Genomic DNA, 24,186 nt, shown 5'->3' on the forward strand with positions numbered 1-24,186 from the left:
TCCCTATATTACATATTCTATCCATTTCCTTTGGCAGATATCTTAGTTATTTGATCTTAATTTTGTAGATATATTATTGCCAGTCTCCATTACTTTACTTATTAGGAATGCGAGACGTTCTTCCGTTAGGTTGAAGCTAACGACACCAACACTTACTGCACCGATGATTTGTCCAAGGCTGTCTTTTATAGAAACTGCGACAGAAGAGGTGCCTTCCGTTCTTTCAGAGTGACTAACTGCATAACCTTGCTTTGTAATTTGGTGAAGTGTTTGTAGAAAATCAGGAATTCTGTCAGCAGGTACAAGATCTGACAAAATACTTTCAGATTGAGCACTAGGCATAGCTGCAAGCATTGATTTATTGGCAGCACCGATATGCATAGGGATACGTAACCCGAGCTGGTCGTATATCCGGATAGAATTGTTTTCACTATCGATTCTTTCGACAATCATCGCTTCTGTTCCAACAGGTTTACTTAAGTAAACACTTTCCTCTACTTCCTTCGAGAGTTTTTCTAATTCAGGTCGGATTTTACTAACATAGTCTATTGTATCGTACACTTGTAAACCATATTCCAACCAAACGATGCCAAGGCGATATAGTTTGGAATGTTCATCTTGCTCGACCATGCCTTGTTTAATCATGGCTTGTAACAATCTGTGCATCGTGCTGAGTGGAAGCTCGCATTGTTTGGATAGCACCGAAATGCTTACTCCTTTTTCATTGGTATGCGAAGCTAATACCTTTGCAACAGTCATAGCACGTGTAATGGATTGCATATGTAAGTCACCACCTGTTTATTATCTTAAAATAATATGTTTTAAATTTTCGAAATACATTGACATCATACCATAAAAACCATATATTTTAAATATAAACTTTCCGTTAATCAGAAACGTTTTCCGATATACGGAAAAGGGGGAGCAGAAATGTCTTATAACTCATCTATGTATAAAAAGTTAGAAAGAGTAATTGTAAAACATCCGAACGAAGCTTTTGTTAGTCAAGAACATCTTTCAGATCAATGGAAAACGTTCAATTATCTAGAAGAACCTGATTTGGACGAAGTGGTTCGTGAATATCAAACATTCATCGAGATTTTAGAAAAACATGTACCTCAAATTGATTATCTTCCAGCAACAGACAAGGTAGGATTGGATTCAATTTACGCGCATGATCCCGTAAAGTTTACGCCAGCAGGTGCCATCATTTTAAAATCAGGGAAAAAGTTAAGACAGCCAGAAGCAGCTGTTTATAAAGAATTTCTTTTAGAAAAAGAGATTCCTATTATTGGAGAGTTAACTGGTGATGCAGTGTCTGACGGTGGAGATATTGTTTGGTTGGATGATAAAACATTGGTAGTAGGTCGTGGATACCGTACGAATGATGAAGCAATTCGTCAATTAAAAGAAATGACGGCTCCATTTGTGGAGGAGTTCATCGTTGTGCAGCTTCCGCATGATCAAGGAGAAGCGGAATGCTTACATTTGATGTCTTTCATAAGCATGGTCGATAAAGACTTGGCGGCAGTGCATTCACCATTGATGCCAGTTTTTTTCCGTCAGCTACTAATTGAGCGTGGTATTCAACTAGTAGAAGTACCAAAGGCAGAATACGATAATCTCGGCTGTAATGTGTTGGCTCTTGCGCCACGTGTTTGTGTGCTAGTCGAAGGCAATGAATCTACGAAACAACAATTGCTAGATGCGGGAGCAACGGTATATGAATACAAAGGACGCGAAATCAGTGTTTTAGGAACTGGTGGTCCAACATGTCTGACAAGTCCGGTTATAAGAAATTAAGGGGGAAAATAAAATGAGTAAATTTCAAAAAGTAATCGCAAAAACACCTGGTAAAAGCTATGTAGAAGGATTGACTACATCTGATCTTGGGAAACCAGATTATGATAAATTACTAGTTCAGCATGAGGCTTATGTCGAAGCTTTGAAAAAGTGCGGAGTAGAAGTAACACTTCTTTCAGCGAGTGAAGAATTTCCAGATTCAACATTTGTGGAAGACGCTGCTGTATTAACTGCTGATTTTGCGGTTGTTACGAATCCTGGTGCGGATTCTCGTAATGGAGAAATCGTGGAAATTGAAAGCGTTTTAAAAGATTTTTATAAGAAATTTCATTATATTAAATCACCTGGCACTCTTGATGGTGGGGATATTCTTCAAGCGGATAATAAATTCTATATCGGAATTTCAGAACGTACGAATGAAGAAGGAGCACGCCAGTTAAAAGAAATTCTAGAAAGCGAAGGATTTGAAGCAACAATCATTCCTCTTCAAAAGTTCTTTCATTTGAAAACAGGTATCGCTTATTTAGGAAATAACAAAATGGTAGTAGCAGGTGAATTTGTCGATCACCCAGCTTTTGATGCATACGATAAAATCGTTATTTCCGATGAAGATGAATACTCAGCAAACTGTATTCGTGTAAATGATTATGTGATTATTCCACAAGGATATAACGAAACGAAACGTAAAATCAACGAAGCAGGCTACGAAACAATTGAACTTGATATGTCTGAAGTACAAAAGCAAGACGGAGGTCTTAGCTGTTTATCTTTGAGATTCTAACTTGGGAAAATATATTAAAAGATTCTTACTTGTGCCAGCGTACCAGTAAGAACCACTAAATCGTAATAGGGGAGGGAAATAGTATGTCTAATATTGGGGAACAATCACAGCAAGATTTATTAAATCGTTCGATGAAAAGCCGTCATTTATTTATGCTTTCACTTGGAGGGGTAATTGGGACGGGTTTATTTTTAAATGCTGGCTATACGATTAACCAAGCTGGTCCTGGGGGAGCTATTCTTGGTTATTTATTTGGTGGTCTAATCTTATATATGGTCATGGTTTGTCTAGGAGAGCTAGCTGTTTATATGCCGGTTACGGGATCCTTCCAAACATATGCGACAAAATTTATAAGTCCTTCTGCAGGATTTTCACTTGGGTGGATGTATTTTGTAGGATCCGCTGCTACAGCCGGTGTGGAATTTACTGCAGCCGGGATACTTATGCAGCATTGGTTTCCTGATGTACCAATTTGGATATGGTGTGCCATTTTCATGGTTTTATTATTTGCTTTGAATGCGCTTACAACGAGAGCTTTTGCGGAGGCAGAGTTTTGGTTTGCAGGTATTAAAGTTGTTGCGGTAATTCTGTTTATCATTATTGGTGCTGCAGCAATTTTCGGGATTATTCCATTGGAAGAAAGAGCTACACCATTCGCTACTAATTTAGCACCTACAGGATTGTTCCCAGCGGGGATTGCTATTGTTTTCGTGACGATGATGAATGTTATTTTCTCTTACCAAGGATCAGAATTGGTAGGTATTGCAGCGGGTGAAACGGAAAACCCAGAAAAGAATATTCCTAAAGCAATTCGAACAATTCTCTTTAGAATTGTCGTATTTTATATTGCATCTATTATTGTATTGTCGGCTATCTTCCCAGCTTCAGAACTTGGATTATTGGAAAGTCCTTTTGTAACATTGATGAATTTAGCTGGAATTCCATACGCTGGTAGTATTATGAACTTCGTTATTTTGACTGCCATCTTGTCTGTCGGAAATTCTTGCTTATATGCATCTACTCGACTTTTATGGTCAATGGCCAAAGAAGGGATGGCACCAAAAGTATTCAGTCGTTTATCTAAACGAAAAGTTCCGTTAACTGCTTTAATATTTACGATGGCTTTCTCCTTATTGTCTTTACTTACAAGTGTAATGGAGGCAGATACAGTATTTGTATTATTAATGTCGATAGCGGGGATTTCAGTCACTATTTCGTGGATGGGAATTGCTACATCCCAGCTCATGTTCCGACGACGTTATATAAGGGATGGTGGAAAAGTCGAGGATTTAGGGTATAAAGTTCGATTTTATCCGTTGGTTCCAATATTTTGTATAGCGTTTTGTTTATTAATATTAGTCTTTTTAGCATTTGACCCTACACAGCGAGTAGGTTTATATTATGGGGTAGGTTTTTTCATCGCTTGTATGCTATTCTATAAATTGAGATTAGAGAAAAAACACCAAAAAGAAGCCTTAGTAAATACTAAAGTTGTTCAAGAAAACTAACGTATTTTTTCTGAATATTAGTAATTATTGTATTAGGCATTAGCAACAAAGGAGAAATAGAGAATGAGTCAATTATTATGGAGTACACCAAAAACACTTCGAGAATTGTTATGTGAACTTGTTAGTTGGGATAGTATTACGCTAACAGAAGGGGAAACTACTTTTGCTCCTAAAGCTTTGGATAAGTTAAGAGAATTAAAGTATTTTCAAGATCATCCGAGTCATCTACAGTTGCTTGATGCAGGACTAGGAAGATATGCAGTTACTGCATTATATAAACACCCAGAAGCAGTAGAAACAGTTGTTTTAATCAGCCATTTTGATACGGTCCAAACAGAGGAGTATGGTGCTTTACAACCACTCGCATATTTTCCAGAGGAGCTAACAAAGAAATTAATGGAGGATCCGAGCGATTTACCAGAGTCAGCCCGCATTGATTTAGAAACTGGAAAGTATTTATTTGGTCGAGGCACGATGGATATGAAAATGGGTCTTGCACTTCATATGCAATTAATAGAAAAAGCAACTGTCGAAGAATGGCCGATCAATCTTGTGTTGACTACTGTTCCAGATGAGGAAGTGAATTCTGCTGGGATGCGTGCAGCGGTAACACAGCTAGTACGTCTTCGGGAGGAATTTGGGTTAACATATAAATTGTTTTTAAATAGTGAGCCATCGTTTTCTCAAAACCCAACGGATATTGCAGAGTATATTTACTCTGGAACAATCGGTAAAATTATGCCCGCTGCTTTATTTTATGGTAAAGAGACACATGTTGGAGAGCCGATGAAAGGGATGACGGCGAACTATATTGCATCTTACTTGACTCAACGTATGGAATGGAATTCTCTATTCCGTGAAACGGATTTAGGTGAAAGTACGCCATTACCAGTTTCCTTGCAGCAGAAAGACTTGAAGATGTCTTATTCCACACAGACTCCATATCGTGCAGTAGCATTATATAATGTGTTTTTATTTAAACGTACGGCAGCGGAAGTGATGGATCTTTTTGAACAGGTGGCTACAGAGGCGATGGATGCGCTAAATACCGATTATCAAAAGATTTGTCAGCGTGAAGAAGTAAAGGGCGTAGGAACAGTCAAAGTATTACGTTATGAACAATTGCTTGCCTATGCGACTCAAAAGTTAGGAGCAGAGGAAGTAGAGCGCTTGAAACAGGAAGCGCTTATGCAGGAGGATTGGGACGATCGTGAAAAATCCTTGCGTATCGTTGATAACTTAATGATTCAGTGCCAAGAACTAGCACCTGCGACTGTCATATTATTCACACCTCCTTACTACCCGGCGGTCAATACATCCAATGATCCGTTAATTGTAGAAGCGGTAGAGCTACTGAAGAAATCAGGACAATCGTTCAATAATAAAATTGATCAAATTCACTACTTTAATGGCATTTGTGATTTAAGCTATGTAAATTATGATGATTCAGGCAACGGTTGGACTGCCTTTGAAAGCAACACACCAGTCTGGGGAGACACATACAGTATCCCGTTTGAAGATATGGCACAGCTAAAAGGTCCAGTGCTGAATGTTGGCCCATTCGGTAAAGATGCACACCAAAGAACAGAGAGACTGCATGTAGATAGTGCCTTTGTTGAAATGCCTGTTATGCTAGAAACACTTATTAAAAGCCTTTACTAATAGAAAAAGTGGCTCCATCGTTTGTTGATGGAGCCACTTTTTTATGGATTTAGGAAATTATATGCTCTAGGGCGTGTCGATCAGTTTAGGGAAACTGCGACTTAGTGGGCTGCGCTTCGCTTTCCGTGGGCACGCGCCGCCGCACTAAATCCATACAATTAAGTAGTTGTAGAATAAATATATCCAGTAAATGGCTAAGAGCAATCAAACAGCTAGGGGAAGCAACCAGTTCTAGTATAAGAGCAACCAAACGATTGTTGAGAGCAATCAATGGCATTCTGAAAGCAACCAAATGACCCCTGAGAGCAACCATTTTTCATCAAACAAGTTAGCTTGGAGTGAGACGGCAATAATAATAGAGTTTAACTGGGGTTACTTCCCAAAAAACTTCCGCTTGCTTGGCTTTGTCGTTTTCAGAGCCTAATCTGTCGCGTTCCCAGTAAGTATTGTCGCATTACGCCATTTATTGGAGAAAATTAATTGTTCGCTACCGAATTATCTCTTAAATAATCGAGTACGCCAGTCGTAAATAGCTCGACTCCTACAGAAAGCATATCTTCGTCAATATCAAACTTCGGATGGTGATGTCCGTATGGAGCCTCTTCTTTACCGACACCAATAAACGTAAACGACGCCGGAATTTTATGTGAGTAACAAGCGAAGTCTTCCGCACCTAAAATCGGATCGATCTCCACAACTTTTTCTTCGCCGAAAAGGGAAACAGCCGTTTTTTGAATAAAAGAGGTTAACGCTTTGTTATTTAGTACAGGCGGATCCCCGTGGAAGTACTCTACTTTACATGTTGCACCAAACGATTTACATACACCGTCTACAATGTCTTCCATTCTTTTTCGGATGAGTAGAGATGTTTCCATATTGAAATAACGAACAGTACCGGAGGCATACGCTGTATCCGGTATTACATTATAAGTTGTGCCTGAATTTAGTTCGCCAATGCTTAGGACAGCTTGATCGATTGCTTTAACATTACGGCTGACAATGGTATGTAGCTGCGTAATAATATGTGAGATAACAAGCGTTGGATCGATCGTTTCTTCTGGCATAGATCCATGACCTCCTTTTCCATAAATAGTTATGGAAAAACGATCTGCACCTGCCATTGTAGAGCCTGGACGAACTCCGATTAAACCAGATTTCAAAGGCTGCCATAAATGATAACCGAAAATGGCGTCTTTGTTGTCCAGAAAGTCAGTTTTCACAATTTCACCTGCTCCACCTGGAACTGCTTCCTCCGCATGTTGAAACAAAAGATGAATCGTACCATGAATAGCTGATTTATTGCTGACTAGTAATTTAGCGATACCGAGTAAAATGGACATATGCCCGTCATGTCCACAAGCGTGCATAACACCTTTGTTGACAGAAGCGAATGGAAGACCCGTTTCTTCTAGTATAGGTAAAGCATCCATATCGGAACGAATAATAACTGTCTTTCCAGGATGTTCTCCGTAAACAATACCGACGACGTCTTTACCAGTTATGGAATATGTCTCGATTCCTAGAGCGTGTAATTGTTCCGTTATATATGTTTTTGTGGCAACTTCTTCATGGGAAATTTCTGGATGAGTGTGTAAGTAACGTCGTTGTTCAATAACCCATTTTGTTAAATTTATATCTGGTTTCATTGTTTTAGTTCCTTTCCATTAAATAAAACCCCCGTGAATGGAGGGGGTATGCTATTAAGAAAATCCTATATAGTGTGCGATGGTCACGAAAATTGCCCCTAACACATAGTGGATCAAAATAAGAGGGAAAATCCATTTAACCCATTTCACCCAAGAAATTTTGGCAAGGGCAAGTCCTGCCATGAAATATCCGGATGTCGGTGTGAATATATTAGATATTCCGTCCCCGAACTGGAAGGCAAGTACAGCTGTTTGGCGAGTTACCCCGACTAAATCTGAAAGCGGAGCCATAATCGGCATTGTTAATGCAGCCTGTCCACTACCCGATGGAATAATATAATTGAGTAAGCATTGAACGATATACATACCAAACGCTGCAAAACCAGCAGGCATGTCTCCGATAACAGAAGAGAATCCGTATAGAATGGTGTCCATAATTTTCCCGTCTTGAAGAACAACTAATATTGCGTTTGCAACCCCAACTACTAGTGCTCCCATTACAAGCACTCGACACCCTTCGATAAATTGCTCTGAAATTTGACTGAAGTTCATCTTTCCAACTAGCCCCATTAGGATACCCATCAATAAGAATAACCCGGCAATTTCAGATAAATACCATCCAAATTTTATAACTCCAAATGCGAGTGTGACAAGTGTTCCAAGTAAAATAACGAAAATTATTTTATGACGATTCGTTAACGTTAGGATAGTATCAGGAATTTTGAAGCTATCATTATCTGTATCATTATAAAGTGCACTTTTAGTTGGATCTTTTTTAATTTTACGTGCATAACGCATAACATACCAAATACTTACTGCTAGAAATATGACAAAAAATACAATTCGCAAATAAAGGCCAGAGAACAAAGGAACTTCCGCGATTCCTTGAGCCACTCCAACCGTGAAAGGATTCATAAAGGCTGCTGTAAATCCTGCTGAAGTTCCAAGGAGCACTACAGCCGTCCCTACCATAGAATCATATCCAATTAAAAGCATTAAAGGAACTAAAATTGTAATATAAGGAATTGTCTCCTCTGCTAAACCAAGCATTGCGCCAGATAGGCCGAAGAAAGTCATAAGGATCGGTATAATTAAAATTTCTTTCCCCTTCATTTTTTGCGCGATTGAACCAACTGCTGCTTCAATGGCACCAGTTGCTTGCAAAATACCAAAAGAACCTCCAACGATGAATATATAGAAAATGATACCTGCCGAATTCACCATTCCTTTATGTACCGCTTGGAAAATCGACCAAAAGCCAGCAGGAGTAGAAGCGGTTTCTTTATATGTATCCGCTACAACAATCGTTCTACCTGCTTCGTCCACCATCCGCTCATATTCGCCGGACGGAAATATGTAAGTGGAAATTGCTGCTACAATAACGAGTGAAAATAATATGACATATACATGTGGAATAGATGGTTTCCACTTTCTTTTAGATGTTGGTGTGTTTACTGTTTCCATGTTTTATTCCTCTTTTCTTAACTTTCGCTATATAGTCATTAATTTATTCATTATAAAGTGAAAAAAGCTGACACATACTTTTTAGAAAATTTTTAATTCATCACGGAATGTATAATGTATACAAGTGAGATGATAGAGTGATCAGTAGAATTAATAATTTTCTCGATTGATTGATACTTCAAGAGCTTGTAAGTAGAAGCGTTATCTTGGAATAGAATGATTTTTTCAGGGTGTTTTAGCCGTATAATTGTAACATTTTATGTATAATTATTATACTACTATTATCTTTGTGTTGAATGTTTTTAGAAGATTCGAGATAATAGATAAAAGAATGAATACGTTAGGGGCAAAATATATGGATTTATTGAGAGAACAGGAACAAAAAAGTAGAGCAAATGATTATGTGCATGAGGTTTACGAGCTAGTGAAGAAGCGTAATCCAGGGGAGAAAGAATTTTTACAGGCAACACGTGAAATTTTTGATTCGCTTCGTCCTGTTTTTTTAAAGCATCCTGAGTTTATGCATAATGGTATTTTAGAACGTATTACAGAGCCTGACCGAGTAATTTCGTTTCGTGTTGCTTGGGAGGATGATACAGGTAAGGTGCAAGTAAACCGTGGTTTCCGTGTACAATTTAATAATAGTATTGGTCCTTATAAAGGCGGAATTCGTTTTCATCCGACGGTAAATAGCAGTATTATGAAGTTTTTAGCATTTGAACAAACATTCAAGAATGCATTGACTGGTATGCCGATTGGTGGCGGTAAGGGTGGTTCTGATTTTGATCCAAAAGGGAAGTCATCGCGTGAAATTATGCGTTTTACTCAAAGCTTTATAACAGAGCTAAGCAAATATATAGGAGCGGACATGGACGTACCGGCGGGAGATATTGGCGTTGGAAAGCGAGAAATTGGCTATATGTTTGGTCAATATAATCGCATTAAAGGTGGTTTTGAAGCAGGTGTTTTCACCGGTAAAGATCCAAATCATGGCGGTAGCTTAGGGCGTAAAGAAGCGACTGGTTATGGCTGCGTTTATTTTGTAGAAGAGATGTTAAAAGGTAAAGGCGAGAGCTTCGTTGGAAAAAAAGTAATTGTTTCCGGTTCGGGAAATGTGGCAACATATGCGATGGAGAAGGCAATTGAGCTAGGTGCAACTGTACTAGCGTGCAGTGATTCTAGTGGCTACATTTATGATCCAAAAGGAATAGATGTAGAAACAGTGAAGAAATTAAAAGAATTCGACAATAAAAGAATACAAGAATATATAAAGTTTCATAAGCATGCGGTCTATCATGAAGGATGTAACAATATTTGGACGGTCGCTTGCGATATCGCTTTACCTTGTGCGACGCAAAATGAATTAGAAGAAACAGATGCAGTGTTGCTTATTGCAAATGGTGTAAAGGCGGTAGGAGAGGGCGCTAATATGCCTTGTACAGAAGAAGCCGTTCATGCTTTCCAAACAAATGGTGTTTTATTTGCACCAGGGAAAGCAGCTAATGCTGGGGGTGTGGCGGTTTCCGCAATGGAAATGTCACAAAATAGCATGCGCTTGTCTTGGACTGTGGAAGAAGTGGATGAAAAGCTACAAGTAGTCATGAAAAATATTTATAAAAGTTGTTTTGATGCAGCAGCAGCTTACGGAGCCCCAGGGAATTTCGTAGTGGGTGCAAATATTGCAGGATTTTTAAAAGTAGCAGATGCCATGGTTGCACATGGTATTCATTAATAGATAGAATAAAAACTCGCTTTCCTATATAGGAAGCGAGTTTTTAATATTTTGTCGAATGTAGAATAGGGAAACTATACGATAGTTATCGTAGTCTCACTCCAGATAAACTTATTTTATGAAAATTCGTTGCTCTCAAGAGTAATTTGGTTTTTTTCAGACTAGAACTAGTTGCTCTCAACAGCTGTATGAATGCCCTTAACCTTTTATTGTATTTACAGGGTAAATAACTGTTGATGATTTTGTTTTAGCAATTCAATCATAAATAAAAAAGAATTTACCATTGATTTTCACTACAGGTGTCGACTCCTGCCGGATGAGGGAGCAAAATGAGACGTTCCAACGACGCCATAAGCGGCGGGAATGGCTCATCGCTCACCCGGCGGAAAGCGTACGACTGGAGTGAAAATCGCAGTGGACACCTGTTAAAGCCTTACCGGCGTTTTCACTTTCATATTTACAATTTAAACTTACCAACAATTTCTTGAAGCTCTTGTGCCATATGGCTTGTTTCGTTTGAGCGGCTTGCTACCTCATCGATAGAAGCTGTGGTTTGTTCGGTCGCTGCAGAAATAGATGTGGTTACTTCTTCTATTTCACGAATAGATTCTGTTAGTTGCTGGATAAGCTTCACAACTTGTTTAGAATCTTCCGCCTCGCTTGTTGCTTTACTAGAAATCGTAGAAATTTCTTCTACTGTTTTCGCAACTTCTGTTGAAATATCACTTAATGATTGAGACGTTTGTAATACAGTAGTAGAACCTGTTTCAATCAGTTTTGTACTCTCTTCAGTAGAAGTTACAACGGATAAAATACTTGCTGTAATATCTTGCACAATCATTTCTACTTGGTTTACTTCGCTATTCGATTGTTCAGCAAGCTTTCGAACTTCTTCTGCTACAACGGCAAAGCCTTTACCATGTTCCCCAGCGCGAGCCGCTTCAATGGACGCGTTTAGTGCTAGTAAATTCGTTTGAGCAGCAATTGCAGCAATAGAGCCAGTAATATGTTGAATTTTCTTTGTTGCTTCATTTAAACGCTGAATTGTTTCGCCTGTTTCAATAGAAGCTTTTCTTATTTTGTCCATATCGCTACTAATTTCACTTGCGCGCGTTAAACCTTCTTGTGCTGTTGCCATCGTCGTTTTGGAATTTTGAACGCTCGTATCCGCCGTCATTTTAGAGTCTTGAAGATCTTCCGCAAGCGCTTGTAAAATGGTGGATGATTTTTCGGCTGTCAACGTGCCGTCTGACACGGAGGCAGCAGTTTCGCTCATATTCGTTGCAACTTGATGTACAGCATCTTTCATTTCATTTAAAGAAGCCGCTGTTTCCTCTGCATTTCTAGTAAGTTGGGTAGAGGTCGTTTGAACGGTCCCAATAATCTCACGGAAGTTTCCAGCAAGTCTATTAAGTGTTTTACTTAAATCTCCAACTTCATCTTTGCTCGTAAAGTTTGTATCTTTCACAGATAGATTACCTTTTGCAATTTCACCTGCATGGGCAATAAGTACTGTAAGAGGTTTTGTTTTTCTTCTAATTAAAAATAATGTAAAGATCGAAGCAAGAATCATAGGGATTAAACTTGTAAGTATCCCTTTACTCACTACATCCCATGTGCGATCTCCTACAATAGATGCGTCGAAATCAATGACGCTAATCGCAATGATTTTGCCAGCAGGATCGTGGTTTTCATAAATTGGGGCATATCCAGAGAGACGCTTCATACCACCGAATTCGTATACCTCCGAATAAGTGGGATGTCCCATTTCAACTAGCATGTCCGTTGCTTCTTTATCTATATAAAACTGATCGCCGGTCTTGTAACCATCTGCTTTCAAATGATCGTCCATTGCTAATAATTTTCCGTCTAAATCAATAATATACTGAGTTTCAAAAATATCCTTATGTGCAGTAGTCCAGTTTAATTGCTTACTAACATTACCCACTGCTGTAGCATCCCCAGCTAATAGTTTCTTCATATCAGATGGATCTATCAAACCTGTGGTTATATTGGCGCATCCATAAGCTTCAATGCCTGCTGCTTTATATAACTCGTCGTATGCAGTTTTATAAGTGGCGATTGAAGTGATTAACAGCATCGCAACGATTATTCCAACAATAATCGATCCCAGATGTACTGTTAGTGTGTTTTTCATAATACAATTCTCCCCTGTTCATAGGCCATACCTAATCATTTCTTTATACTATTTATACCATAGAAACAGGTATAAAAGATATATATCAATTGAATGTTTTATAACGAATAAATGACTAGATGAAGGAGAGATTTGAAAACTATTAGAAGATTACTGTAATAGTTTTGTTACATAACTGTAAACTCACTAACGTTTATATCGTGTTAGTATGGGTATAGAGAAATTTGCAATTACTAGTTTAGTAGAATTTTTCAATAAACATCTTTTGGAGGAACATAAGTTTTGACTTCTTTGTTTAAAAAAATCATCACAATCTTTAGTTTAACTGTAGTTTTAGCCGCGGGAACATTTGCAGGGAATACAGAAGCAGCAAGCACTGTAGCATCCAATGAAATAGTATCAAGTGCGAAAAATTTAATAGGAATTAAATATCGTTATGGTGGAACAACGAAAGCAGGATTTGATTGTTCAGGTTTTATCGGATATATTTACAAAAATAATGGTGTAAACCTTCCGAGAACGGCAGCAGGAATGTACAGCACGGGTACATCAGTGAAAAAAGCAAACTTGGCTGTGGGAGACTTAGTTTTCTTCAATACATCAGGTAAAGGTGTTTCTCACGTTGGAATGTACATAGGTAGTGGCAAATTTATTCATGCATCGACATCTAAAGGTGTAAAAATCGATAAAGTAAATGACCCATACTACTGGGGTAAAAAATACGTAGGCGCTAAAAAAGTTGCTAACGTATCATTAGCTAAAAAATAACCATACGAACAAACCGTTTCAGCGCAATAGGCTGAAACGGTTTTTATGTTGTCAGGAAAATTTAAATCCATCTAGCATCCATAAGGCAATTTGTAAAACAATAGCATCCTGAAACAAAGTTGGGTTGTAGCCAGTTAAATCATGAATCTTTTTAAGACGATAAGTAAGTGTGTGGCGATGAATTTCTAAGTTTTTTGCACAAACTGCTAGCTGCTGATTGCACTTAAAATATGTATGTAAAGTGAAAAGTAGCTTTTCATCTAATGCACCTACTATTCGATTAGTAAAATTCTTCGCTTCTTGTGAGTCTCGTTTTTTTAATAGGGAATATAGTTCAACTTCTTCAAAATAAATAATAGATCGATCTGCCTGTCCATATTCTAGAGCGATTTTTGCAGTTTGATAGGAATGGTGTACTTGATCGAGTGAATGGACGATTTTACCTATGGAGATTGGCAAGGCGTTGTATTTCTTAAGTATATTAGCTAGTTGAACTATTTTTCGTTGAAATGCTTTTTCGTTCAAACCAGAAGTAAGGATGAAATGTTCTTTTAATTGATAATGTCCTACTAAAATAGAATCATGGTGGAAGAAATGTTCTATCCCTTGGAGAATCGTCTGATAGGATTTAGATTCTGGATCAAGTTCAATCATTATCGTATGAAAGGGAGGTTTGTTTTGAAACCCTATTTTATTTATTCGTTCGAAAATAACTTTTTGTAATGGCTGTCCACTCATTAATTCTTTAAAAACGATCTCTTGCATTTTTCTTTCCCATTCACGTTCCGAAGCGATCAATGCTTGGTAAACCATCATTTCCGTTGTTAGTTGAACGAGTGTTGCTACCTCTTCAATTTCTGATGGATCCCCTGTAATTCCTATGACGCCAACTAATTCTTGTTGAAAAAATATAGGTAAATTAATACCAGGCTTCGTTTTAGGAAATAAATGATTATTTTCATCTGTTATTAGTAATGGCTCTCTCGTTTCTGCAACGACAACAGCCCCTTCATGTATACTATCAACGCGTAAGCGGTCCCCGGAAGCTAAAATCATCCCATTTGTTTGAATGACGTTAATATTTCGGTGTAGCCTTAGCATCGTTTGCTCAACGATTTGATTGGCAAGCTGTTTTGTTATCATTAGAACCTCCATTGCGTATAAAAATCATGCTGTTATAATACAGAGAAATTGTACATTAAGTATAATGCAAAAAATGAAAACTATCAATATACTAATGTGTAAGCGCTTAACTATAAGAGGTGATTGAATGAAAATCGTTGTTAGTCCTGATTCTTTTAAAGGTTCATTAACTGCAATGGAAGCGGCACGTGAAGTAGCTGCTGGTATAAGGGAGGTAGATGCGGCAATTCAAACTGTATTACTCCCTGTAGCAGATGGCGGGGAAGGTACATTGGAACCACTAATCATGGCGACAAATGGACATACGGTTCAAGTCCATGTGCACGATCCGATCGGCAGGCCAATTCTAGTAGAATACGGTGTCCTTGGAGACGGGGAAACGTGTGTGATTGAGATGGCTAAAGCATCCGGATTAACTTTACTGAAGGATGATGAAAAAAATCCACTCATTGCATCCACTTTTGGTACTGGCGAGTTAATATTGCACGCACTCGATCAAGGATACAAAAAGTTCGTTGTTGGTATCGGAGGTAGTGCAACGAATGATGGTGGAACAGGGATGTTACGGGCACTAGGGATGAAATTTTTAGATAAAACAGGGGAGGAAATAACAGAAGGCGCCGAGGCGTTAGCAAAGTTACATAAAGTGGATAATACAAATTTTGATAAAAGAATAAGAGAAGCGCATTTTATCATTGCTTGCGATGTGGATAATCCATTTATAGGTCCTAAAGGTGCCACTGCTATCTTTGGTCCACAAAAAGGGGTTACTGCCGATTTAGTGGAAATAATCGATCAAAATCTATTCCATTTAGCAAATAAAATTGAGGATGTGACTGGTATTGCACTCCACGAGAAGCCAAGTGCGGGTGCAGCTGGCGGATTAGGTGGTGCCTTTCTCGCGTTTTTTCCAGTAACTTTAAAACCGGGAATCGAAGTAGTAATGGAAGCAATCGATTTTAAAGCGCAAGCCGAGGATGCTGATTTCATTATTACAGGGGAAGGTAAATCGGATGTTCAAACTCTTTCCGGTAAAGCACCGATAGGTATCGCAAATGTAGGTAAAGAATTGGGAGTTCCGGTCATTTTACTGTCAGGTTTTATAGAAGAGGAAAGTAAATTACAACTATCCTCTTACTTTTATAAGCTTGCAAGTGTTGTGGGCGATACCGTTTCTAAAGAACAGTCTATTGCACAAGCAGGCTACTATTTACGTATGAGAACGAAAGAAGTTATGCAATCCATTTTATAAATAGGGGTGTAGTAAATGTTGTTTTTTGTGATTTTAGTAGGGGTGCTTTTAGTCGTATTATTGACAGCGGTGTTCAAATTGCACCCATTTTTAGCTCTTTTAATAAGTGCATTTTTTGTAGGAATCGCATCTGGTATGCCTTTACTTACAGTTGTGGAAAATGTGAATGCCGGCTTCGGTGGTTTGATGACGAGCATCGGGATTGTTATTGTTGCTGGTACAATTATAGGGGTTATTTTAGAAAAATCAGGTGCTGCTTATCGTATGGCAGAAGTAGTGCTTCGTATTTTAGGAGAAAAACGACCGCAGCTAGCGATGTCGATTATCGGCTATATCGTATCGATTCCAGTTTTTTGTGATTCTGGATTTATTATTTTATCGAGCTTGAAAAAGTCCTTGGCAAAACGTGCAAAAGTGAAAGTCGCTTCTATGGCGGTTGCGTTATCTACTGGGCTATATGCAACTCATACATTAGTTCCGCCAACACCAGGTCCTATTGCAGCAGCTGGTAATATTGGAGCAACGGACTACTTAGGTACGATCATTTTAGTTGGTTTGTTCGTTGCAATACCAGCTGTTATCGTAGGATATATTTGGGCAGTTAAAGTAGGAACGAAAATTGACGTAGAAGCGGATCATGAAGAAGCACTTGATTATGAAGAAGTCATCAAGTCGTTTGGTAAAATGCCGTCAACCTTTAAAGCATTTCTACCGATCGTATTGCCGATAGTGTTAATAGGGATCGGTTCTGTAGCTGCATTAACAGGAAGTGACTCTGGACTTACGCAATTCCTGCAATTTTTAGGAGCACCAACTGTAGCATTATTATTCGGTGTTTTTGCAGCATTTTTGTTACTACCTGAGATCAATGAAACGACTTTGTCTGGGTGGATCGGCGAGGCGTTAAAAGAAGCAGCACCTATATTGTTGATAACAGGGGCTGGAGGAGCATTTGGTACAGTCATTAAAAACTCAGGCGTTGCTGATCAATTACAGCAAATGGACTTAGGAGCACTTGCAAATGGAGCTTGGTTCTTATTGGTACCATTCTTAATCGCAGCAGCACTGAAAACAGCACAAGGTTCTTCTACAGCTGCTCTCGTAATTACATCTTCACTAATTGCTCCAATGCTTCCGACACTAGGTATTGAAGGAGCACTACCACTAGCATTGGTTGTAATGGCAGTAGGTGCAGGGGCAATGACCGTAAGTCATGTGAATGATAGTTTCTTCTGGGTAGTTACACAGTTTAGCGGTATGAAAGTAACGGATGCATATAAAGCTCAAACAATGGCTACTTTACTACAAGGTGTCACGACAATTATCGTCACAATGATTATCTGGTTTATACTCGTTTAATAGATTAATCCCCCACAAAAGCAATGGGTGCTTTCGTGGGGGATTTTCTTAGTTGAAATATAGCATATCGTCTCGATAGTTTTGTTTTAAATCGGATTCTAAGAAATTTAAATAGCGAACTAACAGCTGGGAAGCTTTACCTCGTGTCAGTACTTCGTTAGGATTGATACGATTTTTTTTATCTGGATCGATTAAGCCTAATTCACTTGCTACATAAATACTGTCTTTTGCTTCTTTTGGTATTTTGTTATCGTCAGCGAATTTTGTTGTATAACCTGGAGTAGGCGCACGGCCTTCCAAACCAAGGGAACGAACAATAATGGTAACAGCTTGTGCGCGTGTGATAGAATCTTTTGCACCAAACTTGTCTTTATTTACTGGGCTGACGATACCTTTATTTAACGCACTTTCGATATAGACATAGTTCGGATCTTTTACATCCAAGTCTTCAAATAATGCTTTTTTGGTCGATTTTTTATTCGTTGGTTTTACTTCTAACACACGTAAATCTACCGCTTTTGCCACACCGACTGTGAATAAATCTTTTTTCATAGCTGCATCCGGTGAAAAGAAGTTACTAGACTCATCCAGTATGCCTAAAGAATAGAGTTTTTCGATGTTTGGTTTAGACCAATGCTTTGCAATGTCACGAAATTTCGGAACGATCAATCGTTCCACTTTCGGTGTTTTTTCTTTGTTTAAATAGATCGTTCCTGTTCCTGCGTAATAAGGAATATTATACTCATATTCAGAAACTATATTAGAGGAGCTAATAACTGCATGTCCACCTACAAAGCTAGAAAGGGAAGGAGTATGTTGCTCATATTCTAATACTCTAGATTTACTATCCGAAACTTTACTAGTTACAAAGGAGGTACCTTCCGGAGCTTCGATTTCATAGTCGATAAACTGTGTGTCAGTAGAGCCCCAGAAATTTTTGTATCCTACATTGCGTCCATCCATATAAACAGTAATTTTATCATTGAATGTTGCTTTTCCGGATTTTACACTTCTAATATAAATTTTTCGAGCGATCACATTTCCAGAGTAATAGTCAGTAGCTGGTCTGTTATCAATGACGGACCCTTGTGAAAATTGATAATCGTCTAGTGTATACGTCGTTTTGTTAGCCATTGTCACTTTTTCTGTGTAGCTTTTTACAGTTGTGTTGGACGTTGTTTGGCCTTTGGTTTCATGGTTTTTTAAGTCCGACACATATACCACATTACGTGTTAATTTATCTCCATAGTCACTTGTTAACGTGAATTTATACGTCGTTGTTAACAGATTTTTGTTCTCTTTTTCGGTAACAGTTGCTTTTCCAGTAAATTTAATAGGGTAGCCTGTTAAGAAAAAAACTTCTTCATACTCATATTCATCGAGTACGCCACCGTTGAAATCAGGAACCTTTGCACTTGCCGTTGGGATCACTAATGTGAATCCTAATACAACCGTCAACATTAAAAAGAATAATTTTTGGATAGTTTTGCTAGACATTTGAATTTTCCTTACCTCATTTCAATAGATTAATCGACTAAAATAATTCGAGCTTGCGAGTATGTGTCATGAATAATATATAGTCGATCATTTTCTTCTAAATCACTTTTGGAAATTACTTTTCCTTCTTTAATGAGTGTAGTCCAAGTTGTATCCATGTAATAGATTGGATTAGACTCTATCCAGTTTCCTGCCAGCCACTGGCTGACATCTTTTACTTGAATCGAATTCCAACTCCAATTTCCGTTATATCGACCGACCGATATGAACGATGCTGGGCTACTCCATCCTACAATTCTTGCAGCAACTATATGATTATCTTTTACATAGAAATATGCATATTTACTAGTACTGTTCGTAAAATCTGTCGTCCAGCTACTAGCGTCTTCTACAACAACCGTATCATCACTAAAACTTAAATTACTATAGCCTACCCCGTACCAATAGTTATTAGAAAGTCGATTTGCATTCGTCAAAGTAAGTCGGTATGATCCTACACTACTAATTTGGCCAAAATAAACTTCATGGTTCGATAAATTAGCACTTTGGAAGCCGTCGTTTGTCACATAGATGACGTTGGCATATTGATGAGTTGTCGTACCGTTCGTAATGACATAAGCATCTCCGCTTTGTGAAAGTGCAGTCGCATCCACTAATCGGCCGTTGCGAATAATAATCGTTCCGTTATGATAGGCCATATTACCAGTACTTGATAATCGAATTTTTTGGGCGGAAGTGTCTACCGAATTTAAACTTTCATGTAGGTCTCGCTCGTTTGACTGTTTAATAATCATTTTTTGTACCACTTCTTGGCCCATTTGCTCGATCGTAACATAGTAAATTTCGTTATTCATGTAGTTTCGAAGCTGACTGGAATCTACTTTTTTATTGCCAACATAAATTGGAGTTTTTGCTGTAAATGCTTTAGAGCTAATGCTTCCTTTATTTCCAGAAACGTTTCTCCAATCCCAGTTACGAAACACTTTTTCATCTTTTACTACTAGTTTTTTCTTTTTAGCGTCTATTTGTTGTACTGTCCCTTTATATAACTGTTCTACTTTAATGCCTTCCGCAATTATTTCAATAGTAGAAAGTGTAGTAGGACTATTTTCAGAAAGGATTAACTTTACACGGTCACCTACGTATAAAACGCTCAAATCGACTAATTTATTGTCTTTAAAAACTTTGGTCTGTGCATCTAAATAATAATTGACCGAATTTCTTTCTTTTGTATTGATAGCGATAAATTTGCCACTTTTGTCGATTGTGTTAACTGTACCTGTTAAACTTTCCCCGATGGCTTGCGAGTCACTACCTTGTGCTATATCGACAAAGCCGTTTAGTTCTTTTACATTGCGTAATTCAACAGTTGCTTCGACCCACATCCCTTCTTTAAATGCTCCAATAGATGTTGGTGTGGAATTAATGAATAGAGAAGCATACGCATCAATATTCAATGTAATTGTTTTCCCTTTGTCATTTATCAAAGTGATTTTGGATAGTTGTTTTTCGGTTGTTTTTTTATCCACAATGACTTCTTCATATGTAACATCAACAAACATTCCGCTTACTAATGTGGATGCTTGTACTTGAAGAGTAGAGGGGAAGAAGCTAACAAATAAAATCGAAAGCATAAGTATGTATGTAGTAAATTTAAACAAGTATAACGCCTCCTATCTATTTAGTATTTTGTCCTATATATTATTTATCGGTTAAAGGTAATGAATTGTTACACAGTTGTAATTTTATTGAGGAAAAAAGACTAGGAAGGAATAAAGTAGAAATGCTAAAAGATTTGCAAGGAATGTTATAATAGAAAGATTAAGACTGTGCAAACAGCTTTACGGAAAGGGAGTATAGACAAGATGATTACTTTAAGAAATGTTCAGCCGACAGATCTAGAGCAGTTATTATTTATTGAAAATGAAGGCTTTTCAATAGAAAAAGCTGCTACAAAAGAAGCATTTATAGAGAGGATCCAGTTAATAGCTGATACGTTTATTATCGCAGAAAGAGAAGGCAAGATACTTGGTTATATTAATGGTCCTATTATTAATCAGCCTTATATAACGGACGATCTTTTTAAGGAAATCAAGGAGAATCCAAAAAGAGGAGGATATCAGAGTATTTTAGGTCTTGCAGTATCCGGAAGAGCTAGAGGTCAAGGAATTGCAAAGGTTTTAATGGAGAAAATGGAAGAGCTTGGTGAAGAAAATAAAAGAGCAGGAATCACATTAACCTGTAAAGAGGAATTAGTTTCTTTTTATGAAAAATTAGGTTTTGTAAACCACGGCCTGTCAGAATCAAAGCATGGAGGAGTAAGCTGGTACAACTTAGTCAAATTAAGAGCAGGGGAGAATTAACCGAAAGTATACTAGTCAAATAGTAGCCTATAAAATTATTTTTGGAAAAGGTATTTATAATTTTCTTAAAAGTAGTATAATTGCATATAATATATTGTACGCAAATTAGAGCGGCAATCTACTAATAATTATATTGATAGGGGAAATACATAGTGAATAGTCTAAAAATTCAAATTACAGTAAACGAAAACAAAAATGAAAAAACTCCATCCAATCAACTAGTTTTCGGTACGAAATTTACCGATCATATGTTTATAGCTGATTACACGGAAGGGCAAGGTTGGCATGATCATCGAATCGTTCCTTATCAACCGATTTCTTTAGATCCATCTGCTAGTATTTTGCATTATGGACAAACCGTTTTTGAAGGGATGAAAGCTTACTTATCAGAAGATGGAATTGTTCGCCTGTTCCGCCCTGAAGAAAATATGAGACGCATGAATAATTCATGCGACCGTATTAGCATGCCACAAATTGATGAAGAATTTGCGTTAGAAGCTTTAAAACAGCTAATTGAGTTAGACAAAGAATGGGTTCCTGCAGAGCCAGGGACATCCCTTTATATTCGTCCGTTTATGATTGCAACAGAGGCTCATTTGGGTGTTTCTGCTTCTAAAACATATAGTTTTATCATTATCATGTCACCAGTTGGTTCTTATTATAAAGAAGGTATTCATCCAGTTAAAATTCTTGTAGAGAACGAATATGTTCGTGCAGTTGCAGGTGGTACAGGTACTGCTAAAACAGCTGGAAACTATGCATCTAGCTTAAAGGCACAGGAAGTTGCGGATCGTGAAGGATATTCACAAGTGCTTTGGTTAGATGGGATCGAACGAAAATATATTGAAGAAGTCGGCAGCATGAACGTATTTTTCAAAATTGATGGAGAGGTCGTAACACCAGCTTTAAATGGTAGCATTTTAGATGGTATTACACGTAAATCCATTATTGCATTGTTAAAACATTGGGGCGTGCCGGTAACTGAGCGTAAAGTTTCGATGGAAGAAATTCGCGAGGCGTATTTAAATGGTAAGTTAGACGAAGCCTTCGGAACAGGAACAGCAGCAGTTATTTCTCCAATCGGTGAACTTCGCTGGAAAGGCGAGCTGTTTTATGTGAACAACGGTGAAACTGGTGAACTTTCGCAAAAGTTATATGATGCACTGACAGGAATTCAAAAAGGTGCAATTGAAGATCCATTTGGCTGGGTTGTCGAAGTAAAGTAAATCTTCATTAAATAAAACATTAAAATTGTCGCTCTTCCAATAGGTGGAGCGGCGATTTTTTGCTAAGAAAAGATGAACGGGGGATATAAAGTGAAACCACTTATCGGGATTTGTGCAAATTATTTATCTAATGACGCTGCTGGTATGGCAGCAGGTATAGGGGCAAAAAATCAAGAATGGCAAATGCTTGCGGATGATTATATTGTAGCGATTGAGCGAGCAGGCGGTGTACCAGTGATATTACCAATTACAGAGGATATTGAAACGTTGACACCTCTTTTGCAAAAATTAGATGGTATTTTATTTTCTGGTGGGTCAGATATAGATCCCAATTACTACGGTGAATATCCGAAATTTGGTTTAGGATTTATCGAACCAAAGCGCGATGCTCATGAAATAAAGCTTGCACAGAAGGTTTTATTTGAAATGAATGTACCGGTGCTTGGTATATGTCGAGGTATGCAGCTTCTTACTGTTGCAACGGGAGGGACGTTATACCAAGATCTTCAATCACAAAAACCAGCAGGTATTAATCACTCTGTCCCAAAAGCACTGCGACATCATGCATTCCATCCAGTAGAGATCGAAAAAGATTCAATTCTATATCAGATTTATGAAACAACTGAGCTTGGTGTGAACAGCTTCCATCATCAAGCGGTGAAAGATATGGGACAAGGTTTTAAAGCGACTATGTTGGCTCCAGACGGTATTGTGGAAGGAATGGAACTGCAAAATGGTGACCGTTTTGTAGTAGCTGTTCAGTGGCACCCAGAAATGATGGAAGCTAAAGTTTCCACAATTCGTCCGCTTTTCAACGCTTTTGTAGAAAAATGCAAACTTGCAAGTCACAATCTGACTCTTGTTAGTAGTGATGAGACTATTGCCTAACAATCTATTGAATCCTTTCTTATGTCAAAGTAAGAAGGGATTTTTCTTCTTCCATACGAAAGTTTTCGCAATAAGTGCTATAATTCTCTGCTACTATTTCTGGATATTGATCGATGATAGAGGGTAATAACTGTGTATTTATAAAACTAGGCTGGCTCTTTGTTTGTTTAATATAATATTTGTAAGAACTATGTGGATAGAGTTCCATCCTCTCGACATGTACTTTAGTCGTTCTTAAAGGATTTTGGTGAATATAGCTACTGACGTTTAATAAGTTAATTGGGTGGGTTACCATATTTGCGAAAAAATGTGTTTCATAAAGCTGGTCGAAGAAATGATACTTTCGTTTGAAATAGTTAGAATAACGTTTGTTAATAATGGTCATTACATTATAAAGCGGAACTTTCGGTGAACGGATGAGTAAGTGATAGTGATTATTCATCATGCAATAAGCAATAATCGTAAAAGGATGCTTTTGATGTGTATATTGCAGTGCCTGAAAAAACAAGGCGAAGTCCGCTTCATTTAAAAAGATATTTTGACGGTTGTTTCCGCGCACCGTCACATGATAAAAAATCTCCGGCTGCCAAACTCTTCTCATGCTACCCATTGTACTACCCCCCAATGTTATTGAGTCCACCATACAATATAATAATTAAAACAACAATTTTCATAATTCAATGTTTTCCTTGATAATTTCATTTTTAAGCCCTATAGTGCTTCTTAATCAAATTTAACTTCGAAAAAACTTATCAAAATTAAATTTTGTAATCAGGAAAGTGCGACATATGGATAGGATTTCTTGGTTTGTCGTATTCACAGTGGACTTTGTCTCATTCAACCATATATTGCAAAATTAGCCCTTGATAAGCCAGCAATTTCCTTAGATTTTCATTGCAGGCAACAACTCATGTGCTTCTGTTCTAAAACAGACCT

Annotated in this window: 19 protein-coding genes; 11 read left to right on the forward strand and 8 right to left on the reverse strand. The window is 37.9% G+C overall.

Features of this window, described 5'->3' with window-relative positions; translation table 11 throughout:
- Window positions 1–42: 42 nt before the first annotated feature.
- Window positions 43–780, reverse strand: coding sequence for an IclR family transcriptional regulator (locus ACIP9W_RS04400; protein WP_400786444.1), 738 nt, complete (start codon window positions 778–780; stop codon window positions 43–45).
- A gap of 150 nt (window positions 781–930) precedes the next feature.
- Between ACIP9W_RS04400 and ACIP9W_RS04405 the strand changes: the two genes are divergently transcribed.
- The 4 genes from ACIP9W_RS04405 (at window position 931) to ACIP9W_RS04420 (ending at window position 5,754) form a co-directional block, all read left to right on the forward strand.
- Entirely contained in the window at window positions 931–1,803 is an 873-nt protein-coding gene (locus ACIP9W_RS04405) for a dimethylarginine dimethylaminohydrolase family protein (RefSeq protein ID WP_400786447.1), read from the forward strand.
- A gap of 13 nt (window positions 1,804–1,816) precedes the next feature.
- The gene (locus ACIP9W_RS04410; RefSeq protein ID WP_400786449.1) at window positions 1,817–2,584 is read left to right on the forward strand and encodes a dimethylarginine dimethylaminohydrolase family protein; all 768 of its coding nucleotides are present in this window, start codon (window positions 1,817–1,819) and stop codon (window positions 2,582–2,584) included.
- Window positions 2,585–2,667: 83 nt separating this feature from the next.
- Complete coding sequence (locus ACIP9W_RS04415) at window positions 2,668–4,092, forward strand: amino acid permease (protein ID WP_400786452.1); 1,425 nt, start codon at window positions 2,668–2,670, stop codon at window positions 4,090–4,092.
- A gap of 63 nt (window positions 4,093–4,155) precedes the next feature.
- The gene (locus tag ACIP9W_RS04420; RefSeq protein WP_400786455.1) at window positions 4,156–5,754 is read left to right on the forward strand and encodes a M20/M25/M40 family metallo-hydrolase; all 1,599 of its coding nucleotides are present in this window, start codon (window positions 4,156–4,158) and stop codon (window positions 5,752–5,754) included.
- 476 nt (window positions 5,755–6,230) lie between these two features.
- Here ACIP9W_RS04420 and ACIP9W_RS04425 read toward each other — a convergent pair whose 3' ends face one another.
- Window positions 6,231–7,400 carry a M20 metallopeptidase family protein gene (locus tag ACIP9W_RS04425; protein ID WP_400786457.1) on the reverse strand — a complete coding sequence of 390 codons (1,170 nt, stop codon included), beginning with the start codon at window positions 7,398–7,400 and terminating at the stop codon, window positions 6,231–6,233.
- Window positions 7,401–7,454: 54 nt separating this feature from the next.
- Complete coding sequence (locus ACIP9W_RS04430; protein WP_400786459.1) at window positions 7,455–8,864, reverse strand: YfcC family protein; 1,410 nt, start codon at window positions 8,862–8,864, stop codon at window positions 7,455–7,457.
- Window positions 8,865–9,219: 355 nt separating this feature from the next.
- Between ACIP9W_RS04430 and gdhA the strand changes: the two genes are divergently transcribed.
- Window positions 9,220–10,596: an NADP-specific glutamate dehydrogenase gene (gene gdhA, locus ACIP9W_RS04435; protein WP_400786461.1), complete on the forward strand. Its 1,377-nt coding sequence runs from the start codon at window positions 9,220–9,222 to the stop codon at window positions 10,594–10,596.
- Window positions 10,597–11,053: 457 nt separating this feature from the next.
- On the opposite strand, the gene ACIP9W_RS04440 is transcribed toward gdhA, so the two are convergent.
- Window positions 11,054–12,754 (reverse strand): methyl-accepting chemotaxis protein, encoded by a 1,701-nt coding sequence (locus ACIP9W_RS04440; RefSeq protein WP_400786463.1) that lies wholly within the window; start codon window positions 12,752–12,754, stop codon window positions 11,054–11,056.
- Between the two features lie 282 nt (window positions 12,755–13,036).
- Here ACIP9W_RS04440 and ACIP9W_RS04445 point away from each other — a divergent pair, with 282 nt between their 5' ends.
- Entirely contained in the window at window positions 13,037–13,522 is a 486-nt protein-coding gene (locus tag ACIP9W_RS04445; RefSeq protein ID WP_400786466.1) for a C40 family peptidase, read from the forward strand.
- Between the two features lie 51 nt (window positions 13,523–13,573).
- Here the strand turns inward: ACIP9W_RS04445 and ACIP9W_RS04450 are convergent, their stop codons facing one another.
- Window positions 13,574–14,665 (reverse strand): CdaR family transcriptional regulator, encoded by a 1,092-nt coding sequence (locus tag ACIP9W_RS04450; protein WP_400786468.1) that lies wholly within the window; start codon window positions 14,663–14,665, stop codon window positions 13,574–13,576.
- Window positions 14,666–14,792: 127 nt separating this feature from the next.
- On the opposite strand from ACIP9W_RS04450, the gene ACIP9W_RS04455 reads away from it, so the two are divergent.
- Both ACIP9W_RS04455 and ACIP9W_RS04460 read left to right on the forward strand, forming a co-directional pair.
- Window positions 14,793–15,917, forward strand: a complete 1,125-nt coding sequence (locus tag ACIP9W_RS04455) for a glycerate kinase (RefSeq protein WP_400786470.1) — start codon at window positions 14,793–14,795, stop codon at window positions 15,915–15,917.
- Between the two features lie 15 nt (window positions 15,918–15,932).
- Window positions 15,933–17,276: a GntP family permease gene (locus tag ACIP9W_RS04460; protein ID WP_282242712.1), complete on the forward strand. Its 1,344-nt coding sequence runs from the start codon at window positions 15,933–15,935 to the stop codon at window positions 17,274–17,276.
- Between the two features lie 48 nt (window positions 17,277–17,324).
- Here ACIP9W_RS04460 and ACIP9W_RS04465 read toward each other — a convergent pair whose 3' ends face one another.
- Complete coding sequence (locus ACIP9W_RS04465) at window positions 17,325–18,773, reverse strand: S-layer homology domain-containing protein (protein WP_400786473.1); 1,449 nt, start codon at window positions 18,771–18,773, stop codon at window positions 17,325–17,327.
- A 29-nt stretch (window positions 18,774–18,802) separates the two neighbouring features.
- On the reverse strand, window positions 18,803–20,434 hold the full coding sequence (locus ACIP9W_RS04470; protein WP_400786476.1) for a hypothetical protein: 1,632 nt from the start codon (window positions 20,432–20,434) through the stop codon (window positions 18,803–18,805).
- Window positions 20,435–20,638: 204 nt separating this feature from the next.
- On the opposite strand from ACIP9W_RS04470, the gene ACIP9W_RS04475 reads away from it, so the two are divergent.
- The 3 genes from ACIP9W_RS04475 to ACIP9W_RS04485 all read left to right on the forward strand — a co-directional run bounded on the left by ACIP9W_RS04475 (window position 20,639) and on the right by ACIP9W_RS04485 (window position 23,250).
- Complete coding sequence (locus tag ACIP9W_RS04475) at window positions 20,639–21,136, forward strand: GNAT family N-acetyltransferase (RefSeq protein ID WP_400786479.1); 498 nt, start codon at window positions 20,639–20,641, stop codon at window positions 21,134–21,136.
- 152 nt (window positions 21,137–21,288) lie between these two features.
- Window positions 21,289–22,362, forward strand: a complete 1,074-nt coding sequence (locus ACIP9W_RS04480; RefSeq protein ID WP_400786481.1) for a branched-chain amino acid aminotransferase — start codon at window positions 21,289–21,291, stop codon at window positions 22,360–22,362.
- Window positions 22,363–22,452: 90 nt separating this feature from the next.
- Entirely contained in the window at window positions 22,453–23,250 is a 798-nt protein-coding gene (locus tag ACIP9W_RS04485; RefSeq protein ID WP_400786483.1) for a gamma-glutamyl-gamma-aminobutyrate hydrolase family protein, read from the forward strand.
- A 19-nt stretch (window positions 23,251–23,269) separates the two neighbouring features.
- On the opposite strand, the gene ACIP9W_RS04490 is transcribed toward ACIP9W_RS04485, so the two are convergent.
- A complete protein-coding gene (locus tag ACIP9W_RS04490) occupies window positions 23,270–23,860 on the reverse strand; it encodes a transposase (protein WP_400786484.1) in 591 nt (196 codons plus the stop codon).
- Window positions 23,861–24,186: the final 326 nt, after the last annotated feature.

The organism is Psychrobacillus sp. NPDC093180 (assembly GCF_044754065.1).
Taxonomy (GTDB): Bacteria; Bacillota; Bacilli; order Bacillales_A; family Planococcaceae; genus Psychrobacillus.

What these genes read in the sequence shown, in the direction of transcription:
- ACIP9W_RS04460 (WP_282242712.1), top strand. Translation starts at nt 15,933, where the DNA reads ATGTTGTTTTTTGTGATTTTAGTAGGGGTGCTTTTAGTCGTATTATTG.
- ACIP9W_RS04475 (WP_400786479.1), top strand. Translation starts at nt 20,639, where the DNA reads ATGATTACTTTAAGAAATGTTCAGCCGACAGATCTAGAGCAGTTATTA.
- ACIP9W_RS04455 (WP_400786470.1), top strand. Translation starts at nt 14,793, where the DNA reads ATGAAAATCGTTGTTAGTCCTGATTCTTTTAAAGGTTCATTAACTGCA.
- ACIP9W_RS04425 (WP_400786457.1), bottom strand. Translation starts at nt 7,400, where the DNA reads ATGAAACCAGATATAAATTTAACAAAATGGGTTATTGAACAACGACGT.
- ACIP9W_RS04490 (WP_400786484.1), bottom strand. Translation starts at nt 23,860, where the DNA reads ATGGGTAGCATGAGAAGAGTTTGGCAGCCGGAGATTTTTTATCATGTG.
- gdhA (WP_400786461.1), top strand. Translation starts at nt 9,220, where the DNA reads ATGGATTTATTGAGAGAACAGGAACAAAAAAGTAGAGCAAATGATTAT.
- ACIP9W_RS04400 (WP_400786444.1), bottom strand. Translation starts at nt 780, where the DNA reads ATGCAATCCATTACACGTGCTATGACTGTTGCAAAGGTATTAGCTTCG.
- ACIP9W_RS04430 (WP_400786459.1), bottom strand. Translation starts at nt 8,864, where the DNA reads ATGGAAACAGTAAACACACCAACATCTAAAAGAAAGTGGAAACCATCT.
- ACIP9W_RS04440 (WP_400786463.1), bottom strand. Translation starts at nt 12,754, where the DNA reads ATGAAAAACACACTAACAGTACATCTGGGATCGATTATTGTTGGAATA.
- ACIP9W_RS04415 (WP_400786452.1), top strand. Translation starts at nt 2,668, where the DNA reads ATGTCTAATATTGGGGAACAATCACAGCAAGATTTATTAAATCGTTCG.
- ACIP9W_RS04465 (WP_400786473.1), bottom strand. Translation starts at nt 18,773, where the DNA reads ATGTCTAGCAAAACTATCCAAAAATTATTCTTTTTAATGTTGACGGTT.
- ACIP9W_RS04450 (WP_400786468.1), bottom strand. Translation starts at nt 14,665, where the DNA reads ATGATAACAAAACAGCTTGCCAATCAAATCGTTGAGCAAACGATGCTA.
- ACIP9W_RS04410 (WP_400786449.1), top strand. Translation starts at nt 1,817, where the DNA reads ATGAGTAAATTTCAAAAAGTAATCGCAAAAACACCTGGTAAAAGCTAT.
- ACIP9W_RS04405 (WP_400786447.1), top strand. Translation starts at nt 931, where the DNA reads ATGTCTTATAACTCATCTATGTATAAAAAGTTAGAAAGAGTAATTGTA.
- ACIP9W_RS04420 (WP_400786455.1), top strand. Translation starts at nt 4,156, where the DNA reads ATGAGTCAATTATTATGGAGTACACCAAAAACACTTCGAGAATTGTTA.